General features: G+C 73.2%; 17 protein-coding genes and 1 tRNA gene. 7 read left to right on the forward strand and 11 right to left on the reverse strand.

Annotated elements, in window-relative coordinates:
• Nucleotides 1-200: 200 nt before the first annotated feature.
• The 7 genes from OHT01_RS25125 to OHT01_RS25155 all read right to left on the reverse strand — a co-directional run bounded on the left by OHT01_RS25125 (nt 201) and on the right by OHT01_RS25155 (nt 6,859).
• A tRNA-Lys gene (locus OHT01_RS25125) sits at nt 201-274 on the reverse strand.
• On the reverse strand, nt 265-996 hold the full coding sequence (locus OHT01_RS25130) for a bifunctional DNA primase/polymerase (protein ID WP_328555373.1): 732 nt from the start codon (nt 994-996) through the stop codon (nt 265-267). Before OHT01_RS25130 ends, OHT01_RS25125 begins: the two co-directional genes overlap by 10 nt.
• A 185-nt stretch (nt 997-1,181) precedes the next feature.
• Complete coding sequence (locus OHT01_RS25135; protein WP_328555374.1) at nt 1,182-1,559, reverse strand: hypothetical protein; 378 nt, start codon at nt 1,557-1,559, stop codon at nt 1,182-1,184.
• 159 nt (nt 1,560-1,718) lie between these two features.
• On the reverse strand, nt 1,719-3,053 hold the full coding sequence (locus OHT01_RS25140; RefSeq protein ID WP_328555375.1) for an AAA family ATPase: 1,335 nt from the start codon (nt 3,051-3,053) through the stop codon (nt 1,719-1,721).
• Nucleotides 3,050-4,645: a hypothetical protein gene (locus OHT01_RS25145; RefSeq protein WP_328555376.1), complete on the reverse strand. Its 1,596-nt coding sequence runs from the start codon at nt 4,643-4,645 to the stop codon at nt 3,050-3,052. The genes OHT01_RS25140 and OHT01_RS25145 overlap by 4 nt, the downstream gene beginning before the upstream one ends.
• Nucleotides 4,636-5,907, reverse strand: a complete 1,272-nt coding sequence (locus OHT01_RS25150) for a hypothetical protein (RefSeq protein WP_328558256.1) — start codon at nt 5,905-5,907, stop codon at nt 4,636-4,638. Before OHT01_RS25150 ends, OHT01_RS25145 begins: the two co-directional genes overlap by 10 nt.
• Nucleotides 5,858-6,859 carry a phosphatase PAP2 family protein gene (locus tag OHT01_RS25155; RefSeq protein WP_328555377.1) on the reverse strand — a complete coding sequence of 334 codons (1,002 nt, stop codon included), beginning with the start codon at nt 6,857-6,859 and terminating at the stop codon, nt 5,858-5,860. Before OHT01_RS25155 ends, OHT01_RS25150 begins: the two co-directional genes overlap by 50 nt.
• A 275-nt stretch (nt 6,860-7,134) precedes the next feature.
• On the opposite strand from OHT01_RS25155, the gene OHT01_RS25160 reads away from it, so the two are divergent.
• Nucleotides 7,135-7,731, forward strand: a complete 597-nt coding sequence (locus OHT01_RS25160; RefSeq protein WP_328555378.1) for a histidine phosphatase family protein — start codon at nt 7,135-7,137, stop codon at nt 7,729-7,731.
• 18 nt (nt 7,732-7,749) lie between these two features.
• Here the strand turns inward: OHT01_RS25160 and OHT01_RS25165 are convergent, their stop codons facing one another.
• The gene (locus tag OHT01_RS25165) at nt 7,750-9,318 is read right to left on the reverse strand and encodes a hypothetical protein (RefSeq protein WP_328555379.1); all 1,569 of its coding nucleotides are present in this window, start codon (nt 9,316-9,318) and stop codon (nt 7,750-7,752) included.
• Between the two features lie 299 nt (nt 9,319-9,617).
• Here OHT01_RS25165 and OHT01_RS25170 point away from each other — a divergent pair, with 299 nt between their 5' ends.
• Both OHT01_RS25170 and OHT01_RS25175 read left to right on the forward strand, forming a co-directional pair.
• Nucleotides 9,618-10,055 (forward strand): hypothetical protein, encoded by a 438-nt coding sequence (locus OHT01_RS25170; protein WP_328555380.1) that lies wholly within the window; start codon nt 9,618-9,620, stop codon nt 10,053-10,055.
• Nucleotides 10,056-10,208: 153 nt separating this feature from the next.
• Nucleotides 10,209-11,114, forward strand: a complete 906-nt coding sequence (locus OHT01_RS25175) for a spermidine synthase (RefSeq protein WP_328555381.1) — start codon at nt 10,209-10,211, stop codon at nt 11,112-11,114.
• A gap of 7 nt (nt 11,115-11,121) precedes the next feature.
• On the opposite strand, the gene OHT01_RS25180 is transcribed toward OHT01_RS25175, so the two are convergent.
• Nucleotides 11,122-11,658, reverse strand: a complete 537-nt coding sequence (locus tag OHT01_RS25180; protein WP_328555382.1) for a hypothetical protein — start codon at nt 11,656-11,658, stop codon at nt 11,122-11,124.
• Between the two features lie 155 nt (nt 11,659-11,813).
• On the opposite strand from OHT01_RS25180, the gene OHT01_RS25185 reads away from it, so the two are divergent.
• From OHT01_RS25185 to OHT01_RS25195, 3 genes are all read left to right on the forward strand, one after another.
• Entirely contained in the window at nt 11,814-12,518 is a 705-nt protein-coding gene (locus OHT01_RS25185; RefSeq protein ID WP_328555383.1) for a response regulator transcription factor, read from the forward strand.
• Nucleotides 12,515-13,897 carry a sensor histidine kinase gene (locus OHT01_RS25190; RefSeq protein WP_328555384.1) on the forward strand — a complete coding sequence of 461 codons (1,383 nt, stop codon included), beginning with the start codon at nt 12,515-12,517 and terminating at the stop codon, nt 13,895-13,897. Before OHT01_RS25185 ends, OHT01_RS25190 begins: the two co-directional genes overlap by 4 nt.
• A gap of 207 nt (nt 13,898-14,104) precedes the next feature.
• Entirely contained in the window at nt 14,105-15,589 is a 1,485-nt protein-coding gene (locus OHT01_RS25195; RefSeq protein WP_328555385.1) for a glycoside hydrolase family 18 protein, read from the forward strand.
• Nucleotides 15,590-15,736: 147 nt separating this feature from the next.
• Here OHT01_RS25195 and OHT01_RS25200 read toward each other — a convergent pair whose 3' ends face one another.
• Entirely contained in the window at nt 15,737-15,940 is a 204-nt protein-coding gene (locus tag OHT01_RS25200) for a DUF397 domain-containing protein (protein WP_328555386.1), read from the reverse strand.
• Nucleotides 15,941-15,952: 12 nt separating this feature from the next.
• Nucleotides 15,953-16,834, reverse strand: a complete 882-nt coding sequence (locus OHT01_RS25205; protein ID WP_328555387.1) for a helix-turn-helix domain-containing protein — start codon at nt 16,832-16,834, stop codon at nt 15,953-15,955.
• Nucleotides 16,835-17,074: 240 nt separating this feature from the next.
• On the opposite strand from OHT01_RS25205, the gene OHT01_RS25210 reads away from it, so the two are divergent.
• Nucleotides 17,075-17,500, forward strand: a complete 426-nt coding sequence (locus OHT01_RS25210) for an ATP-binding protein (RefSeq protein WP_328555388.1) — start codon at nt 17,075-17,077, stop codon at nt 17,498-17,500.
• Nucleotides 17,501-17,596 lie beyond the last annotated feature (96 nt).

The following is a 17,596-nucleotide window of genomic DNA, read 5'->3' on the forward strand; positions in this document are numbered from 1 at the left end:
CCGGCGACGGGCGACGCGCGACGCGCGATGCGACAGACAGGTGGCCGAGGGCTCGGCGATATCGGTGGCGGGCGACCGGCGACCGGCGACCGGCGACCGGGTGCGGGCGCGGGTGCGGGCCGGGTGGGCTTCGCGGTACGGGCGGAAACGACGAGAGCGGGATGCTCGCGTTTCCGCGAATCATCCCGCTCTCGTTGGCGTGCGCCGCCAGGGACTCGAACCCCGGACCCGCTGATTAAGAGTCAGCTGCTCTAACCAACTGAGCTAGCGGCGCCTGCTGACGTCGTAGACCTTAGCATCCTGATCGGCGCGAGGAAAAATCGATATCCGTACCGCCGCCGAGGCCGCCGCACGGGCCGCCCGTACGGCGGCCCAGAGCAGGATCTCGGGGCCGGGGAGCCAGGGCTGCCGGGTGTCGGGGGCGACCAGCCAGCGGGAATCGGGCCGGACCGCCTCGGTGCCGCCGTCCCCGGAGCTCAGCGCCGGCACCGTGACCGCGTCGCCCGTGCCGTGGCACAGCAGCGGCGGCATCTCCCGGCACCGCCCCACATGCCCGCCGTGTCCGACGTCCTCGCGCTCCGCCCGCGCAGCGTGCCCCGCGGCGGCCTCCCGCCCCACGGCGGCGCGTGAGCCCCACTCCTCCCACTCCATCAGCGAGGGAAGCCGCTGGGCGGTGCCGGGCGCGGCGAACAGCAGCATCCGCCCGCGGTGCGCCGCCACCGGGCCCGAGCCCGGTCCGTCCTCCCAGAGCCGGTCGAGCATGCGCCGTCCGAAGAGCGCGGGCGCGCTGACGACGTCGAAGGCGCTGCCGCAGGGCAGCACGAGCGGGGCGTTCGGCCGTTCGCGCCAGAGGGCGAGCGTGCTGCGCGGATACGTTGCCGCCGAGGCGAGCCAGACGGCTCCCTCGGACGTGACACCCGAGACGTCCAGGCGCTCGGGCGACGTCGCTCCGGGGCTGTGCGGGGTGCTGCTCGGCGGGTTCCGTGTGCTGCTCATGCCGCATACATCTACCGGTGGTGAGCACCCCACCCCGGAGGGTTGCCGGAAATCGGGACAGGAGTGGTCCAGGTGGAGTATCTTGCCCGGCTGGCATATGCCAGGAGGGTTCGGGCGGGCGACGGAAACGTCCTCCGGCGCGGCGCCCGGCGGCAGCGCGGACCGCGCCCGTCCGCGGCATGGGGTCAGACCGGGTCGGTCACCCCGTGGCCGTGTCCGTTGCCCTCCGTGCCCCGGAGCAGGCCCTCGCCGAACTCGACCATCTTCTTCGCGTAGTCCTCGGTCCACTCGGCCCGCTCCGCGATCGAGGCGGCGGTCAGCCGGTCGAAGCGGCGCGGATCGGCGAGCTGCGCGGCGGCGATGGCCTGGAACTCGACGGCCCGGTCGGCGGCGGCCCGAAACGCGTGCGCCAGCTCCGTGGCCCGGTCGAGGAGCGCGCGCGGATCGTCGATCGACTCCAGGTCGAAGAAGTGCTCCGGGTCCCCGGCGGCCTCCGCGGGCTCGAAGAGCAGGGGCGCGGGGCGTAGCCGCGGTTCGTTCCGACGCGGCGTGGGCTCCGCCATGTCTTCTCCTCCTCGTACGGTTCGGGGCCCCTCCCGGTGAAGGGCCACCGTCCATTGTCTCGCGCCCACGCAAGTGGGCCCCGGGCGCCGGGCACACCCGACGGGGCCGGGCGCCCGCCTGGCCGGCACTTCGCCGGGCTCGGCGGCCCGGAGCGGAACTCAGGGCCGCCACGCCACCCGATGCTCCGCCAGATGGGACAACACCGAATGATTGGCCTCCCAGCCATCCGGAAACTTCACGGTCACTCCCAGCTGTACGGGCTCGGTCGACGGGTGGTCGTCCAGCAGTTCAGTGATTCCTTCCCGGGCCACCACGATGCACGCGTGCCGGTGCCGGGAGGCGAGTACGCACAGTCGTCCGGTCTCCAGGTGGAACGCCGTCGCGTCGGGCCGCCCGGACAGCGGATGAAGGACGACCGTGACGTCGAACTCCCGTCCCTGGAGCCGGTTCGCCGTGTCGACGGTGACGTCCGCGACACCGAGGCCGGCCAGTGCCGCCCGTACCGCCGCGGCCTGGTCCCGGTGCGCCGTTCCGACGGCGATCCGGTCGGCCGTCAGCGGCACCGGATCGTCCGCCCGCTCCGACGTGGCCGCGCCACCCCGGTCGAGCAGCCGCCGTACGACCGCGGCCACCGCGCGCACCGCCTCCGGGTCCGTACGCGGTGTGTGCCGGGCGGGCAGTTCCAGCAGCCCCCAACCGGACTCGGCGGCCTCGTCGATGACCCGGTCGGTCCCCGAACCGTCCGACGGGACGCCGAAGTTCAGCCTCCGGTCGCCGTGACCGGTGCCGCTGCGGAACGGCGTGTACGGGTAGAACGCGCGTGAGACCAGGGGAGCCGCCGACGCGGGCAGCCGCCAGGACACCGGCAGCCGGTGCTGCGGCAGGTGCGGATTGTGCGCGAGCAGCGTGCTCACCGCGGAGGCGGACGGGTCGTAGGACAGCCCCGCCCACTGCTCCGAACCGACGATCGCGAACGGGTCCAACTGCCCCGGATCGCCCACGAACAGGGCCCGCTCGAACAGCCCGGCGACGGCGAGCAGCGCGTCCGAACGCATCTGGTACGCCTCGTCGACGATCGCGTGCCGCCAGGGCTCGACGCCCTTGACGTGGGCCCATTTCGCGGCGGTCGAGACGACGACGTCCAGGCCCGCCAGGTCGGCCGCCTTCGTCGACTTGCGCACCTGGTCCAGGCCGTCGAGCGCCTTGTCGTACGGGTCGGAGTCGCTGCTGTGCAGCCGCCCCACCGGCAGCTCGGGGGCCTTCTCGGCGAGCCGCAGCACCAGGTCGTCGACCTGGGCGTTGGTCTGCGCGATGACCATCAACGGGCGTCCCGCGGCGGCCAGTTCGAGTGCGGCCCGGACGACGAGGGTCGACTTGCCGGCGCCCGGCGGTGAGTCGACCACGACACCGCGGTCGGTGCCGTGCAAGGTGTCGCGCAGGATCGCGTCGGTCGCGCGCGCGGCCTCGGCACCCGGGTCGAAGACGGTGGTCACAGGACGTCCTCCTCGGTCACCGGGTCGGGCAGCGGCGGGGCGTCGGACTCACCCGGCGGACCCCCGTGCGTCCACGGCGTCTCCTCCGGGTCCGGCAGCTTGGCGCCGCCGCGCTGCTCGTGCTCGAAGAGGGTGAAGCAGACGAGGTCCCCCTTCTCCGGCAGGGACCCGGCCTCGGGTTCCTTGCCGCGCCCCATCTTGTCGACGATCCGCAGCACCACGGCGGCGCCCTCGTCCTCGTACCCCACGAACTCCGCGGACTGCGGCTTCCCGCCGAGCGAGCGGTACACCTTGGCCCGCTCACCGAGATGCGGGCGGTCGTCCGTGCGGACCGTCACCAGCGGGCGGGGGCTCGGCCGCCTGCCCTCGCTGTACGCCATCACGACATCGGTCACCTCTCCGGCGAACGCCTCTCCGGCCAGCCGCCGGCCCGCCATCACCAGCGGGTCGTCGAGGGCCTCCTGCGCTTCCAGCCGGGCCTGTTCCCGCTCGCGGGTGGCCAGTTTGTTCGCGGCGGTGACCGCGTCGTCGCGGCGCGGCTGCGGTGGCTCGCCCGCCACGACCCGGTCGCGGTGTCCGGTGAACGACCAGCGGTCGCGGGTCCACCGGTCGGCTGCGTGCGCCCCTTCCGGCAGCGCGCGCAGCAGGTCGAGCCCCCGCCAGACCGCGTCCCAGGTGGGCCGGGTGACGCGCTCGACGAGTTCGCGGATGTCCCGCTCCGCGGCGGTGAGTTCACCGAGCCGGTCGTCCGCCTCGATGCCGTCCTCGGCGGCGGCCAGCGCGGTGCGCGCGCGGTCGTAGCGCTCGATGGCGGGGGCCAGCAACTGGTTGTCGAAGGCGGGGTCGGTGGCCGGTCCGGCGGGCGGGCAGACGAGCTGGCCCCGCGCGTCCCGCTGGAGCTCGGCCCGTACGGCCGCCTCGCCGCCCGGCTCACCCTCCGGTGGATCGATCCAGGCGAGCAGCGCGCCGAGATGCTGGTCCTCCAGGCTGCTCTGGCCGGTGGCCCAGTGTCGGGAGAGCACGTCGGTGAGGGCGAGGAGCAGGGCGGAGCCCGGCACCCGGGCGCGCTCCCCGAAGTGGGTCAGCCAGCGCCCGGACAACGGCACCCGGGGCGGCGCCGGATGCGGGGTCTCGGGGTCCTGCTCGGCGGTACGGCGAAACCGCGTGGAGCGCCCGAGGAGGCGGACGAACTCGATGCCCGCGCGGCCCGGCACGATCAGTTGCGGCGCGTCCGCGCACAGCTCGACCTCGACCTTGACGCGCTTGCCGGTCTCCGGGTCGGTCTCGCTGCGCTCGGCCGCCTCGACCACGTCCGCGTACGAGTCGATGTACGGCAGGACGACGTCCGCCAGTTCGGCCAGGAACGCGAAACGCAGATCGCGGTCGCGGGGCTGCGGCACGACCAGCAGCCGGGGCGCGTCCCGGTCGGTGCCGACGAGCGCGCCGAGCGGGGCCCCGGCCTCGCCCGAGGTGGTGAGCGGCACGAACACCAGCGGCCGTTCGACGAGGTGGCGGTGCAGCACGGTGGCGGTGGGCTGCGCCCGGCCGCTCTCCACGGCCTCCAGCCGCGCGAGGGTGGCGATCAGCGACATGCGGTCGCCTCCCGGCCCTCGGAGGTACCGGTCGCCGGCACCGGGTCCTTCGACAGCGAGGGACCGGGAGCCGGCGCTCCGGCCGGATCGGCCTCCGGCGCCGGAGCGACCGGCGTCCGGGACTCCCCGGCTCGGGGGCGGGCCTCCGCGGCCGTGCCGCCCAGAGCCTCCGCCCGCAGCAGGGCCGCTCTCCGGAGCGCCGCGACGGCCGGGTCCGCCGGATCGCCGGACTCCCCGTGCGCCGCCGCCAGGACGTCGGTGACCGTCGTCAGGCCGCCCAGCTCCGCGCGCAGCGACCGGCCCAGCGACGTCACCGCGCCCCGGGCGCGTGAGCGGGCACGGCAGTGGAAGGCCAGTTCGCAGGCGGACAGGCACTCGGGGGCATAGGTCGCGGGGACCGCCTCGACGGCCGTGATCAGGTCCTCGGCCGGAAGGCCGGGGGAGAAGCAACTCCCCTCGGGGAGGGCGGCCGCGATGTCCTCGACGCGGGTGAGCCGGTCCAACTGGCGGCGGGTGACCGCGCGCTGCTTGCGGACGTCGACGGCCGAGGCCGCCGGGAGGTTGGAGAAGTCCTTGGGGCAGACCAGCAGGACGCGGTGGTGGACCTCGGGGGAGGGATCGAGGCGGGCGGCGACCTCCTCCAGGGCCAGGACGTACACCGCGGACTGCCGGGCGGCGGCGCCCACCTTGGCGGGGTCGGCCGAGCCGTCCAGCATGGGGAACGACTTGATCTCGACGACGGTCCAGCCGCCGTCGGGGTGCACGACCACGGCGTCCGGCTCCAGGAACGCGGCGGAGCCCGCGACGTCGAGGGCGAGCATGGGGTGGTCGAGCAGGCTCCAGGCGCCGGCCTCGGTGGCCTCGCGCAGCGCCAGTGCCGTCCGCGCCGCGCGCCCCTCGGGGCCGATCGCGCTCAGGTCGGGCACGGCGCCGGCGCCGGGCGGCTCGGCGCCGGGGTCCAGCTTCTCGTGCACCAGCCGCAGCAGCACGGCTCCGCCGTCGGCCTTGACCCGCGCCTCGAACGCGTTGCCCCGCATGAAGGCGAACTGCGACATCCCGAACGCGGACGGCGCGCCCAGCGCGCTCGCCAGCTTCGCCTTGTCGACGCCCGCGCCGTCCAGCAGCGCGCGGCGGTCGCACCCGGGGTTGGCGGCGAGCGCCGCGAGGGCGCGCGCGTCGAGCGCCTTCGGTGCCACGTCCGGACCGCGCAGCTCAGCGAGCTGCTGTCGCAGCGCTTTCCCCGGCGTCCGTGGGAGAGGCACCCGGCTCGGCTGCCGGGCCGGTTCGGGACTCGCGCTGTCGGGGAATTCGTTCACCCGTGGGAGTCTGGCACCCCGCACTGACAATCGTGGAGCTCTCGCCCCGTGCGGCACCCGCGACCCACGGGACGCGCCCCTCCAGCAGCGTCCGCAGCCGGTTCGCCCCGCGCATCACGAACGGGGTCAGCAGCAGGCCCGCCCCCATCACGGCGGCGCCCGCGACGGCGTCCAGGAAGTAGTGGTTGGCCGTACCCATCACGACGATCGTGGTGAACAGCGGATACACGACGGCGGCGACCTTGGCGGCCGGCGTACGGCCGTGACGCCACAGCATCACTCCGCACCACAGCGCCCAGCCCACGTGCAGGCTCGGCATCGCCGCGTACTGGTTCGTCATCCCGCCCATACCGCGCGGCGCGCTCGCCTCGCCGCCCCACCAGCCGTAGGAGCTGTACTGGGCCATCGTGTCCACGAAGCCGTGCCCGGGCGAGAGCAGCCGGGGCGGGCAGGTCGGGAGCAGGGTGAAGCCGATCAGGCCGATGAAGGTGGAGGTCATCAGCCAGGTGCGGGCCGCGCGGTAGCGCACGGTCCGGGAACGGAAGAGCCATATCAGGATCGCGGGCGTCACCAGGTAGTGCAGCGACGCGTACCAGAAGTCGGCGGGGACGCCCAGCCAGGCCTCCCGCGTGAACAGCCGGTTCAGCGGATGTTCGGCGTTCAGGTGGAGGGCCTTCTCGATCCGCAGGATCGACAGGCCGTGCCCGACGGCGCCGTGGGTGTCCCCCCGGGCGAGCAGCCGGCCCGCCGTGTACGACGCGTACACGAGAAGGATCAGCGGGACCTCGGTCCACCAGCGGAGCCGGCCGCGCTCGGCCGCCGACGTGCGCGGCTCGTCCCACCGGCGCGACCGGGCGCGCGGTGCCGCTTCGGTACGCGGTGCATCGGTCTGCGGCATCCGATCGCCCTCCCCCATCTGCTCGTGCCCATCTGTTCGTGTCCGTTCGTGGTGGCCCCACCGCCCGCGGTCCGCCGACGACGGTCTGTGGCCACCCCGGGATTTTACGGTGTACGCGAATCCCCCGGAGGGGCGCCCCGGATCTCAAAGACGCGGAGATCGCCCCCCGGGTTGCCCAGGACAGGGGTGAGCGATGATGGAGTGACCCACTCCTCAGCCGTCCACGAGTGAGCGAACTCTCACTTGTGCGGCCCGTTCAGGGAAGGCTCTTCTCCATGGCACCGCGCATCCTGCTGGCCCGGCACGGACAGACCGAATGGTCACTGTCCGGAAAGCACACCGGCAGGACCGACATCCCGCTCCTGGAAGAGGGGCGGCGCGGAGCCAAGCTGCTGGGCGAGCGGCTCCAGCGGCCGCCCTTCGACGGACTCCCCGGTGTCGAGGTGCGCACCAGCCCGCTCGCGCGCGCGCACGAGACGTGCGAACTCGCCGGTTTCGGGGAGCGCGCGAGCACCTGGGACGCGCTCATGGAGTGGGACTACGGCGCCTACGAGGGCATGACCCCGGCGGAGATCCAGGGCGTCCGCCCGGGATGGCTCATCTGGCGCGACGGTGTCCCCGAGGGGGAGACCCTGGAGCAGGTCACCGCGCGCGCGGACGAGGTCGTCTCCTGGGCCCGTGCCGAGGACCGCGATGTGCTGGTCTTCGCCCACGGCCACATCCTGCGGTCCATAGGCGCCCGCTGGCTGGGCCTCCCGCTGGACTTCGCGGCGCGTGTCCGCCTCAACCCGACCTCGTTGTCGGTGCTCGGCTGGGCCTACGGGGAGCCCGCCGTGGAGGTGTGGAACGACAGTGGGCACCTGACCGCCTGACCGGGCCCGCGGCGGTCCTCACGCCGTGCGGGGCAGGTTCGCGTGGCGGTCGAGGAACGCGGAGACGCCCGAGGCCCTGCGGTGCGGGAGCAGGACGCGGGCCGTTCCGGCCAGCATGGTCTGGATGCGGGAGGACTGGACCTCGTTGAGCAGGTCCAGGACGCGCAGACCGGCGAGCGCGGCCTCGTCGGGCCGGCCGCCGCGGGCCAGGTCGTCGGCGAGTTCGGCGGTGTAGAGGGCGATGTTGCGGGTGAAGTGCGGGTCCTGGAGGTGGGCGGCACGACGTGCGTGGCGGGCCGCGCGCGGCCAGTCGCCCAGCGTCGACCAGCACTGCGCTTCGAGTCCCTCCAGTTCGGCCTCCCCGTAGAAGGTCATCCACTCGGGGTCGGTCTCCGAGGGACCCCGTCCGTAGAGCGCCTGTGCCCGTGCCATCGCCTGTTCGCACCCCCTGCGGTCGGCGAGCCCGGCCCAGCCGCCCGCCTCGCGCAGCGCGAGCAGGGACAGCAGGCGGGGGGAGCCCAGGGGCCGCGCGGCGCGCTGGGCGGCCTGGGCCGCGCGTACGGCCTCGCGCGGGCGTCCCGCGTCCCGCGCGAGGAACGCCGTGTTGCAGAAGGCGTGCGCCTCCAGCCCCGGGTCGCCCGCCATCCGGGCGGTCGCGAGGGCCTCCGCGTAGTGCGAGCGCGCGTCGTCGAAGCGCCCGGAGTCGTGCGCCAGCCAGCCCACCGAGATGGCCAGTTCGCCCGCTCCGGAGTACAGCCGGTCGGCCGTGGCCTGCCGGGTGGTGCCCGCGTCCAGCAGCGCGAACGCCGTGCGCAGGGGAGTCGCGGCGCGGCGGTAGAGCCCGTCGGCGCCGTGCCGGTCGTCGAGCAGCCGGATCTTGCGGACGGCCTCTTCGAGGGCGCCCGCCTCGGACGTACCGGCCCGGTGGACGCGTGGTCCGGCCGCCGCGGCGCTGCCGCCGAAGGCGCCCGCGAAGGTGCCCAGTGAGGCCGCCGCCACGGTGGCGGTGCCTCCCGTCATGAATGCGCGACGCTGCACGTCGCTCTCCTCGTGGTTCTGATCGCGTTTCTCGTACGGGCCGTACGGATCGCACGCGTGGTGCGGGTCGTACGGATCATGCGGATCGTGCGGGCTGTGCGGATGGTGCGCTTCGTACGACCCGGACGGGCCGTACAGCACCGGGGCATCGTGCGGACCCGGTGCCTCATACGTCTCGTGCGCCCCGTCCGTCTCATGGGGGGCGGGTGAAGGGTTCGTGGAGTGCGCGACGGGTGCCTCGCCCAGGTCGCGCGCCCCGCGTCCGCGTACCCAGGAGCGGGGAGCGAAACCGAGGTCCGTCAGCGTGCGGCCGGGGAACATGTGCAGGAACACCCGCTCGTACGCGTAGTTGGGACAGCGGATCTCGCCCGCCTCGACGCGCCCGATGTAGCGCGCGTCGCAGCTGACCCGCTCGCCGATCTCGCGCGCGGCCCTCCGCACCGCCGCGGCGAACTCGCCCGGGGAGCGCTGGCCGCGCAGCCGCCGGAAGGCGAGATTCGGCCGTGGTGGCCGGGGGGACGGGGACGAGGTCACCGTTGACGACGCCATGGCCGGGCCCTCTCTTGCGAACCGTCGAACCATGCCGGAATCCGGGCCGAGTTGACCGGGTTGTGCCCAGTAGGTGCCCTGCTTCCGGCGGGGCAAGAACGTACCTGCTGTGACAACGCCGCCACGCTGGGTTTAGCTACAAAACGGATATCTCATCCACGATCCGCCATGAACTGCCATCCTTTGTGGCGGAGTTTCGCCGTAGCCGTTGACGTCCTGGCGCGTTGAACCGTGTGGACCGGGAGCCGCCCGAACTCCCGACCCACTCGTCATGAGGAGGGGTTCCGTTGGAGGCCGGGATGCAGATCACGCAGAGCACCGAGTTCCGTACGCCGCCGTTCACCGTGCAGCACGGACCGTCCCCGGAGCTCGACGTTCCGCCGCGGTCCGCGGCCGAGTGCGACCTGGTGACCGTTCCGGCACGTCAGGGGCTGGAGGCGGTCGACATCCTGCGGCGCGGTGCGGCCGATCTCGTGGGCCCCGTCCTGCACGACGGTGGCTGCGACACCCTCGGCTTCCTGGTGCCACCGGGCACCGCGGACGCCTGGGACGTGCCCGGCAGCACCTGTACGCAGACCATCGGCCGCGGCCTGCGGGCGGCCCCCGAGCCCCCGGTCGAGGGCTCGGACTGGCTGCTCCCGCCCGGTGAGGCGGACCTCGCGACCGACCCGGCGGTGCTGCGGGCCGCGCTGGGCGAGGCCGCGAGGCTGATCGAGGCGGCGGACGGCTGCCGGTGACCGGCCGGACACCTTTCGGGCGGCGCCGCGGGTGCTGTCGGCAGCCCGTCCGGCCATCTGCCGGGCGGTGTTCCTGAGCCCTGTCCACGCCCGGCCCGGCCCCCCGTGAACGGTCGCTGGGCCGAGCCGCGTCCGCGCCCCGATAATGGCGGGATGGCAAGGGCGAGGAATCAGCGGGCGGACGAGGGCCGCGACACCGGGCGGGGCGGACGGCGTGGGCAGGCCGCGGCCGAGGCGGTCGTGGAGGCCGTCGACGGCGGACTCGCCGAACTGCTGCCCGACCGGGACCGGGCGCGCGCCTGGACCCTGCTCATCGACGGCGCCCCGCAGTCCCACGTCGACCTCGACGACCCCGCCTACCTGAGCTTCGAGTACCAGCGCCGCCTGGGCCATGTCATCGACCTGGTCGCCCCGGCCGGCAAGCCCGTACAGGTCGTGCACCTCGGCGGCGGCGCCTTCAGCCTGGCCCGCTACACGGCCGCGACCCGCCCCCGGTCCACCCAGCAGGTCGTCGAACGTGACGCGGCCCTCGTCCAACTGGTGCGCCGGGAACTCCCGCTGGACCCGAACGCCCGGATCAGGGTGCGCTCCACGGACGCCCGGGAAGGCCTCGCGAAGGTGCCCGACGGCTGGGCGGACCTGGTCATCGCGGACGTGTTCAGCGGCGCGCGCACCCCGGCGCACCTGACGTCCGTCGAGTTCGTCTCGGAGGTCCGCCGGGTGGTGAAGGACTCCGGGATGTACGCCGCGAACCTCGCCGACGGGCCACCGCTCGCCCACCTCCGCGGCCAGATCGCCACCGTGGCCGCCGTGTTCCCCGAACTCGCCCTGGTCGCCGACCCCACGGTGCTGCGCGGCAAACGCTTCGGGAACGCCGTCCTCGTGGCCTCGGGACGGCCGCTGCCGATCCCCGAACTGACCCGTCGCGCCGCCTCCGACCCGCATCCGGCCCGGGTCGAACACGGCAGGGAACTCCTGGACTTCACGGGCGGAGCCGCACCCGTCACCGACGCGGTGGCGGTCGCGTCACCCGCGCCGCCGCCGTCCGTGTTCCGCTGACCCGGCGTCAGTACGTCCCGATGTCCACGTGGGGCGGCCCGTCGTGCCAGTCGCAGAACACCGACACCCGGCCCGTGTCCGCGGTGAACTCCACGCGGATATAGGTGTCCGTCTTCCACACCTGCATGGCCCAGCCGGTGTTCGGGGTCGCGGACACCAGCGTCCCGTACGTGGCGGTGATGTCGAAGACCACCCGGCCGCCGTCCGAGTCGTAGCTCTTGACCTGCCCGGAGGGCGTCGGCGCGGAGGCCGGGGCGGACGGCGTCGGACTGCTGCTCGCGGGTGCGGACCTCGAAGGTGCCGCGCTCGGCCTCGCGCTCGGGGAGGGGCTGTTGGACGCGCTCGGGGACGGCTCGGGGCGCTGGGTGGAGGAAGCCGGCGGCCGTGTCTCCGGCGCCGTCGCGCCGGCCACCGTGATGGGCAGGGCCCGCGGCGGGTCGTAGGCCGTCCCCGTCATCACGGTGTGGACACCCCACCACGACAGCGTGACCGCCGCGCCCGTGGCGAGCAACCACGCGAGTACGTGTACGAGTCCTCTGCGCATCGCGGCCATACTGCACCACGAGCCCCAACGGTGTCTCACGACCCCGCCAAGATCCGTAATGTCCCGGGGATGCGGCCGGGATTGTCCACAGGTGCCCGCCCGGGGTTGTCCACAGCCTCCGTACGGCGTCCCCCGGATGGCGTACGGTGCCGCCCATGGCAAGTGTGCTCGTTGTCGAGGACGACCAGTTCGTACGCTCGGCCCTCATCCGGCATCTGACCGAGGCCGCGCACATCGTGCGCAGCGTCGGCACCGCCCTGGAGGCGCTGCGCGAGGTCGCCCACTTCTCCTTCGACGTCGTGATCCTCGACCTCGGACTGCCCGATCTGGACGGCTCCGAGGCGCTGAAGATGCTGCGCGGCATCACCGACGTCCCGGTGATCATCGCCACCGCGCGGGACGACGAGACGGAGATCGTCCGCCTGCTGAACGCGGGCGCGGACGACTACCTGACCAAGCCGTTCTCGGTCGAGCACCTGTCGGCACGCATGGCGGCGGTGCTGCGGCGTTCGCGCGCCACCGTGGGCGAGGCGCCCGTGTCGACGGTCATCCGCGTCGGCGGGCTCGCCATCGACCCGCTGCGCCGCCAGGCGGAGCTGGACGGCGTACGACTCGACCTCACCCGGCGCGAGTTCGACCTGCTCGCCTTCCTGGCCGGGCGCCCCGGCGTCGTGGTCCCGCGCAAGGAACTGCTCGCCGAGGTGTGGCAGCAGGCCTACGGGGACGACCAGACCATCGACGTCCATCTGTCCTGGCTGCGCCGGAAGTTGGGCGAGACGGCGGCACGTCCGCGCTATCTGCACACGCTGCGGGGCGTCGGCGTGAAGCTGGAGCCGCCGAGAGCGGAGCGACCGCTGTGAGGTGGGCACTGGTCAAGGTGTGCCTGGCCGTGACGACGATGGTCGTGGTCGCCTTCGCGGTCCCGCTCGGCCTGGTGATCAAGGAGATGGCGCGCGACCGGGCGTTCTCGAACGCCGAACGGCAGGCCGCCGCCATCGCCCCCGCGCTCTCCATCACGACCGACCGGGACGAGCTGGAGCGGGTCGTCGCCTCGGCCGGCTCGGACATGGGGATCGGCGTGCACATCCCCGCAGCGGACGGCAAGCCGGCGGTCGAGATCGGCAAGCAGCGCGCCGTCGCCAAGGACATCACCGTGACCCGGCGGCTGGGCCGGGCCTCCACCACGGAGGTACCCGGCGGCTCCGCGCTGCTCCAGCCCATCGCGCTCAGCTCCGGTGAGATCGCGGTCATCGAGGTGTACGTCCCCGAGGCCGAGGTCAGCAACGGCGTCGGCACGGCCTGGGCGGTCCTCGCCGCCGTCGGTGTCGCCCTGATCATCGGCTCCGTCGCGGTCGCCGACCGGCTGGGCGTGCGGATGGTGCAGCCCGCGCAGCGGCTGGCCGAGAGCGCGCACGAGCTGGGCGAGGGCCAACTGGGCTCCCGGGTGCCCGAGGAGGGGCCGACCGAACTGCGGCTGGCCGCCGTCGCCTTCAACTCCATGGCCGACCAGGTCGTCCAACTGCTCGCCAACGAACGGGAGCTCGCCGCCGACCTGTCGCACCGGCTGCGTACACCGCTGACCGTGCTCCGCCTCAACACCGCCTCGCTCGGCGACGGTCCGGCCGCCGAGCAGACCCGGGCGGCCGTCGCCCAACTGGAACGCGAGGTCGACACGATCATCCGGACGGCCCGGGAGGCCAAGCCGCAGACCGCGGCGATCGGCGTCGGCGCCGGGTGCGACGCCTCCGAAGTGGTCCGGGAGCGCATGGACTTCTGGTCGGCGCTCGCGGAGGACGAGGGCCGCAAGGTGCGGGTGGCCGGCGTGGAACGGCCGGTCCGCATACCCGTGGCCCGTGCCGACCTCGCCGCCGCGCTCGACGCCCTCCTCGGCAACGTCTTCCGCCACACCCCCGAGGGCACGGCCTTCGCGGTCGACGTGCACAACGCCGAGGACGCCGTGATCGTGCTGGTGTCGGACGCGGGCGCCGGCATCGTGGATCCGGTGGCGGCGATGGCGCGCGGAGCGGGCTCGGGCAACGACGGGTCGACGGGCCTCGGCCTCGACATCGTGCGACGGCTCGCGGAGTCGACGGGCGGGGACGTACGGATCGGCTCCTCCGTGCTGGGCGGAACCGAGGTGCGCATCTGGATCCAGCTCGACGGCAGGGCCCCCGTCCGGAGCGGGCACCGGGGCAGGGTGAGACGCCGCAGGCGCGGCGCCGGAGTCGCGCAGGCGTGAGCTGGGCAACGGCTGTGCGACCCGCCAAACCGCCCACAGTGGTCTCGACCTTTAACGGCTCCCGATGCCTTCCTTAAGCGGACCCTAAGATCCTCAACCGCCGTCCGGATCAAGCGGTTTGACCGATTCCGGATCGCTAGCGTGATGCCGCACTCCCTGGGACGTCCCCAGCGAACCCCGTGATTTCCGCGAAGGCAGGCACACGCGATGAGCAGTACGCACCGGCGCAAAGTCAGTGGCAGGAACAAGGCGATAGGCGGCATCGTCGCGGCGGCCGTGGCCGGCGGTGGCGCCCTCCTGTTCACCGGTATCGCGAACGCGTCGAGTGTCGGCGCCGCGTACACCAGGACCAGCGAGTGGTCCACGGGGTACACCGCGCAGTACGTCGTCTCCAACGACACGGGCCAGACCAAGCCCGACTGGAAGCTGGAGTTCGACCTGCCCGCGGGCTCCAAGCTCAGCTCGCTGTGGGACGCGACCTCCGCGGTGAGCGGACAGCACGTCACCGTGACGCCGCCGTCCTGGGACAAGGACGGCCTGGCGGCCGGCGAGTCCGTCACCGTCGGCTTCGTCGTGAACGGCACCGCGAACCCGACCGGCTGTGTCATCGACGGCACCAAGTGCTCGGTGGACGGCGCGACGCCCGAGCCGAGCGGCCGTCCGACCCAGACCGCGACCCCGACGGCCGCGCCCACCCCGACCGCGAGCGCCACGCAGAGCGCGACCCCGAAGCCGACGGCCACCGCGACCGCCACGGCCACCCCGACCCCCACGCAGACCTCGGGCAGCGGCAGCACGACGTCCGCGGGCTTCGCGCCCTACGTCGACACCTCCCTCTTCCCGGCCTTCGACCTGCTCAAGGCGGCCGACGCCACCGGCGTGAAGAACTACAACCTCGCGTTCGTCACCGACGGCGGCGGCTGCACCCCGAAGTGGGGCGGCGTGAGCGACCTCGCCAGCGACGCGGTGGCCGCGCAGATCGGCGCGCTGCGCGCCAAGGGCGGCGACGTCCGGGTCTCCTTCGGCGGGGCCTCCGGCTCGGAGCTGGCCACCACCTGCTCCTCGGCCGACGCGCTCGCGGCGGCGTACGGCAAGGCCGTCGACGCCTACAAGCTCACGAAGGTCGACTTCGACGTCGAGGGCGGCGCGCTGCCCAACACGACCGCGAACACCAACCGCGCGAAGGCCATCGCCAAGCTCCAGCAGCAGCACCCGGGCCTGGACGTCTCCTTCACCCTGCCGGTCCTGCCCCAGGGCCTCACCCAGGACGGCGTGAACCTGCTCGCCGACGCCAAGTCCAACGGCGTGAAGATCAACACCGTGAACATCATGGCGATGGACTACGGCCCGGCGTTCAACGGTGACATGGGTGACCTCGCCCAGCAGGCCGCCACGGCCACGCAGGCCCAGATCAAGAGTGTCCTCGGCCTCTCCGACAGCACCGCGTGGAAGACGGTCGCCGTCACCCCGATGATCGGCGTCAACGACGTGTCCTCGGAGATCTTCAAGGTCGACGACGCCTCGCAGCTCGTGGCCTTCGCCCAGTCCAAGGGCCTCGGCGGGCTCTCGATGTGGTCCGCCGCCCGTGACAAGCAGTGCGCCGGCGGTGCCAAGAACACCGCCGACGCGGTGTGCAGCTCCATCGTCCAGAGCGACGGCGCCTTCTCGAAGGCGTTCGCCGCGCTGAAGTAGCCCGACCAGCCACGGTGAAACGGGGGTTGCGCGCCCCGGCCGGACTTCTCCACCCCCCACCCGGCCGGGGCGTCGTGGTCGGACCGCGACAAGGGCCCGGGCCGGCTCCGGAGATCGTCCTCCGGAGCCGGCCCGGGCCCTTGTCCCTCACCTGCTCCGGGGCGGACCCCAGGAGTCGTCCTTGAGCGCGTGCAGCAGGCTCGCCAGCGCTTGGGGTGTGGAGGTGGCGATGTCGTAGGGCTGGTCGCTCTCGCGCAGGTGGACGTGACCGGTCGCCGCCGCCGAGAGTTCCACGCAGTTGCCTTCGCCGCCCGTGCTGAACGAGGACTTCTGCCAGATGAGCCGGGGCATCGCGGTTTCCTTTCACAGGGCGTACATGACGTGCTGGATCAGGCTCAGTGAGTCACGTGACGCGTGCGACTCCGGTGCCGACTCGGGGTCGACGGGCGCCAGTGCCAGCTCCGACAGCCGCTCGAACATTTTCGTGTACTCGTCGAGATGGATCGCGTCCCGAAGGAAGAGGGAGTTCGTCGGGTGCTCCAGGTAGACCGTCCCGAGCTCGGGCGCGGTGCTGCCGTAGAGCACGAACGACTGGGTGTGGGCCGCGTAGATCCCCGCTTCGAACGGGTACACCTGTACGGCCACGTTGGGCAGCCGCGATATCTCCATGAGCCGCAGCAGTTGCCGGCGCATGACCGCGGCACCGCCCACCCGGGTGTGCAGCGCGGCCTCGTGCACGACCGCCCGGTACCTCACCGGTGAGTCACCGGTGAGGACGCGCTGCCGGGCCAGGCGGAACTCCGCGTAGCGGTGGGCGCGCCGACGGTCCGGCTCGGTGGCTTCCAGCACCGCGCGGGCGTATTCCTCGGTCTGGAGCATTCCGGGGATCACGAGTGGCTCGTGCGTCCGCAGCACCGTCGACAGCGATTCCAGTTCCGCCAGGTCCCGGGCAGCCGGTCCGATGGTGTCGTTGAACTCGTCCCACCACCCCTTGCCGTTCTCCTGGGCCATCGCCATCAGCGCGTCGAAATAGGGCCCGGCCGGGCAGCCGTACTCCTGGAGGACCTTGTGCAGGCGGTTGCGCGAGACGTCGATGCGCCCGGTCTCGATGTTGCTGATGCGGGCGCGGTCGGCGTCGAGGATGGCCGCCGCGCGCTCGCCGGAGAGCCCGGCCCGGATCCGTAGGCCGCGCAGCTCCGCGCCGAGCCTGCGCTGGCGCTCGCTCGGGTTGCTCCTGGGTGCCATGGCCGACCTCCTCGCGGAGCAGTCTGCCGATCTCGGCGCCCGCGAGTCGCCGACCCGTCGGCAGGTCACCCGCTTGGGTGACATACGGGGGAGATGCTTGCGTCGAGGGAAAACATTTCCCTACGGTCGAGGCGATCCACCTCGCCCCCGCGCTCCGAGGAAGTGCCCCCGTTCTCAACGCTGTTGAGGATTCGGGACCTGGTCGCCACGGCCGCGCGCAACCCGAAGGAGCCCCCTCCGATGGAGGATCACCGACGCCCCACCGACGTCTCCCTCGTCTTTCCGCCCCACCCCGTCTGGGTGCGCACCGCCCGGGAGACCGTCCGTACCCTCCTCGCCGCCTCCCACCGGCCCGAACTCACCGACATCGCGGTGCTCCTGACCTCCGAGGCGGTCACCAACGCCATCAAGGCCTCCGCCGGCCGGGGCCGCGCGACGCCCGTCACCCTGCGCGCCGGCTGGGCGGGCCCCCGTCGTCTGCGTGTTCTCGTCCACGACGAGGCTCCGGGCCTTCCCGGCTGCCGCACGCCCGGACCCGACGAGGAGGGCGGCCGGGGGATGCAGCTCATCTCCCGGGGCGCCGACGCCTGGGGCGTGTGCGGGCACGGGCCGGGGCGCGGCAAGGCGACCTGGTTCGAGCTCGGACGGTCGGACCTCCGTGGGTGAGCGTCCGGGTGCGACGCTCACTCGTACGGAAGGCCGGGCGGGGTGACGGGCGATGCGTCAGGCGATGCGTCAGGTCTGTGACGCGGCTCACCAGGA

It is taken from the genome of Streptomyces sp. NBC_00358, assembly GCF_036099295.1.
Taxonomy (GTDB): Bacteria; Actinomycetota; Actinomycetes; order Streptomycetales; family Streptomycetaceae; genus Streptomyces.

Excerpts from the sequence above, each read along its gene's own strand:
- OHT01_RS25195 (WP_328555385.1), top strand. The coding sequence starts at position 14,105 with ATGAGCAGTACGCACCGGCGCAAAGTCAGTGGCAGGAACAAGGCGATA.
- OHT01_RS25165 (WP_328555379.1), bottom strand. The coding sequence starts at position 9,318 with ATGGCGTCGTCAACGGTGACCTCGTCCCCGTCCCCCCGGCCACCACGG.
- OHT01_RS25175 (WP_328555381.1), top strand. The coding sequence starts at position 10,209 with ATGGCAAGGGCGAGGAATCAGCGGGCGGACGAGGGCCGCGACACCGGG.
- OHT01_RS25170 (WP_328555380.1), top strand. The coding sequence starts at position 9,618 with ATGCAGATCACGCAGAGCACCGAGTTCCGTACGCCGCCGTTCACCGTG.
- OHT01_RS25185 (WP_328555383.1), top strand. The coding sequence starts at position 11,814 with ATGGCAAGTGTGCTCGTTGTCGAGGACGACCAGTTCGTACGCTCGGCC.
- OHT01_RS25130 (WP_328555373.1), bottom strand. The coding sequence starts at position 996 with ATGAGCAGCACACGGAACCCGCCGAGCAGCACCCCGCACAGCCCCGGA.
- OHT01_RS25135 (WP_328555374.1), bottom strand. The coding sequence starts at position 1,559 with ATGGCGGAGCCCACGCCGCGTCGGAACGAACCGCGGCTACGCCCCGCG.
- OHT01_RS25160 (WP_328555378.1), top strand. The coding sequence starts at position 7,135 with ATGGCACCGCGCATCCTGCTGGCCCGGCACGGACAGACCGAATGGTCA.
- OHT01_RS25155 (WP_328555377.1), bottom strand. The coding sequence starts at position 6,859 with ATGCCGCAGACCGATGCACCGCGTACCGAAGCGGCACCGCGCGCCCGG.
- OHT01_RS25200 (WP_328555386.1), bottom strand. The coding sequence starts at position 15,940 with ATGCCCCGGCTCATCTGGCAGAAGTCCTCGTTCAGCACGGGCGGCGAA.
- OHT01_RS25205 (WP_328555387.1), bottom strand. The coding sequence starts at position 16,834 with ATGGCACCCAGGAGCAACCCGAGCGAGCGCCAGCGCAGGCTCGGCGCG.
- OHT01_RS25210 (WP_328555388.1), top strand. The coding sequence starts at position 17,075 with ATGGAGGATCACCGACGCCCCACCGACGTCTCCCTCGTCTTTCCGCCC.
- OHT01_RS25145 (WP_328555376.1), bottom strand. The coding sequence starts at position 4,645 with ATGTCGCTGATCGCCACCCTCGCGCGGCTGGAGGCCGTGGAGAGCGGC.
- OHT01_RS25180 (WP_328555382.1), bottom strand. The coding sequence starts at position 11,658 with ATGCGCAGAGGACTCGTACACGTACTCGCGTGGTTGCTCGCCACGGGC.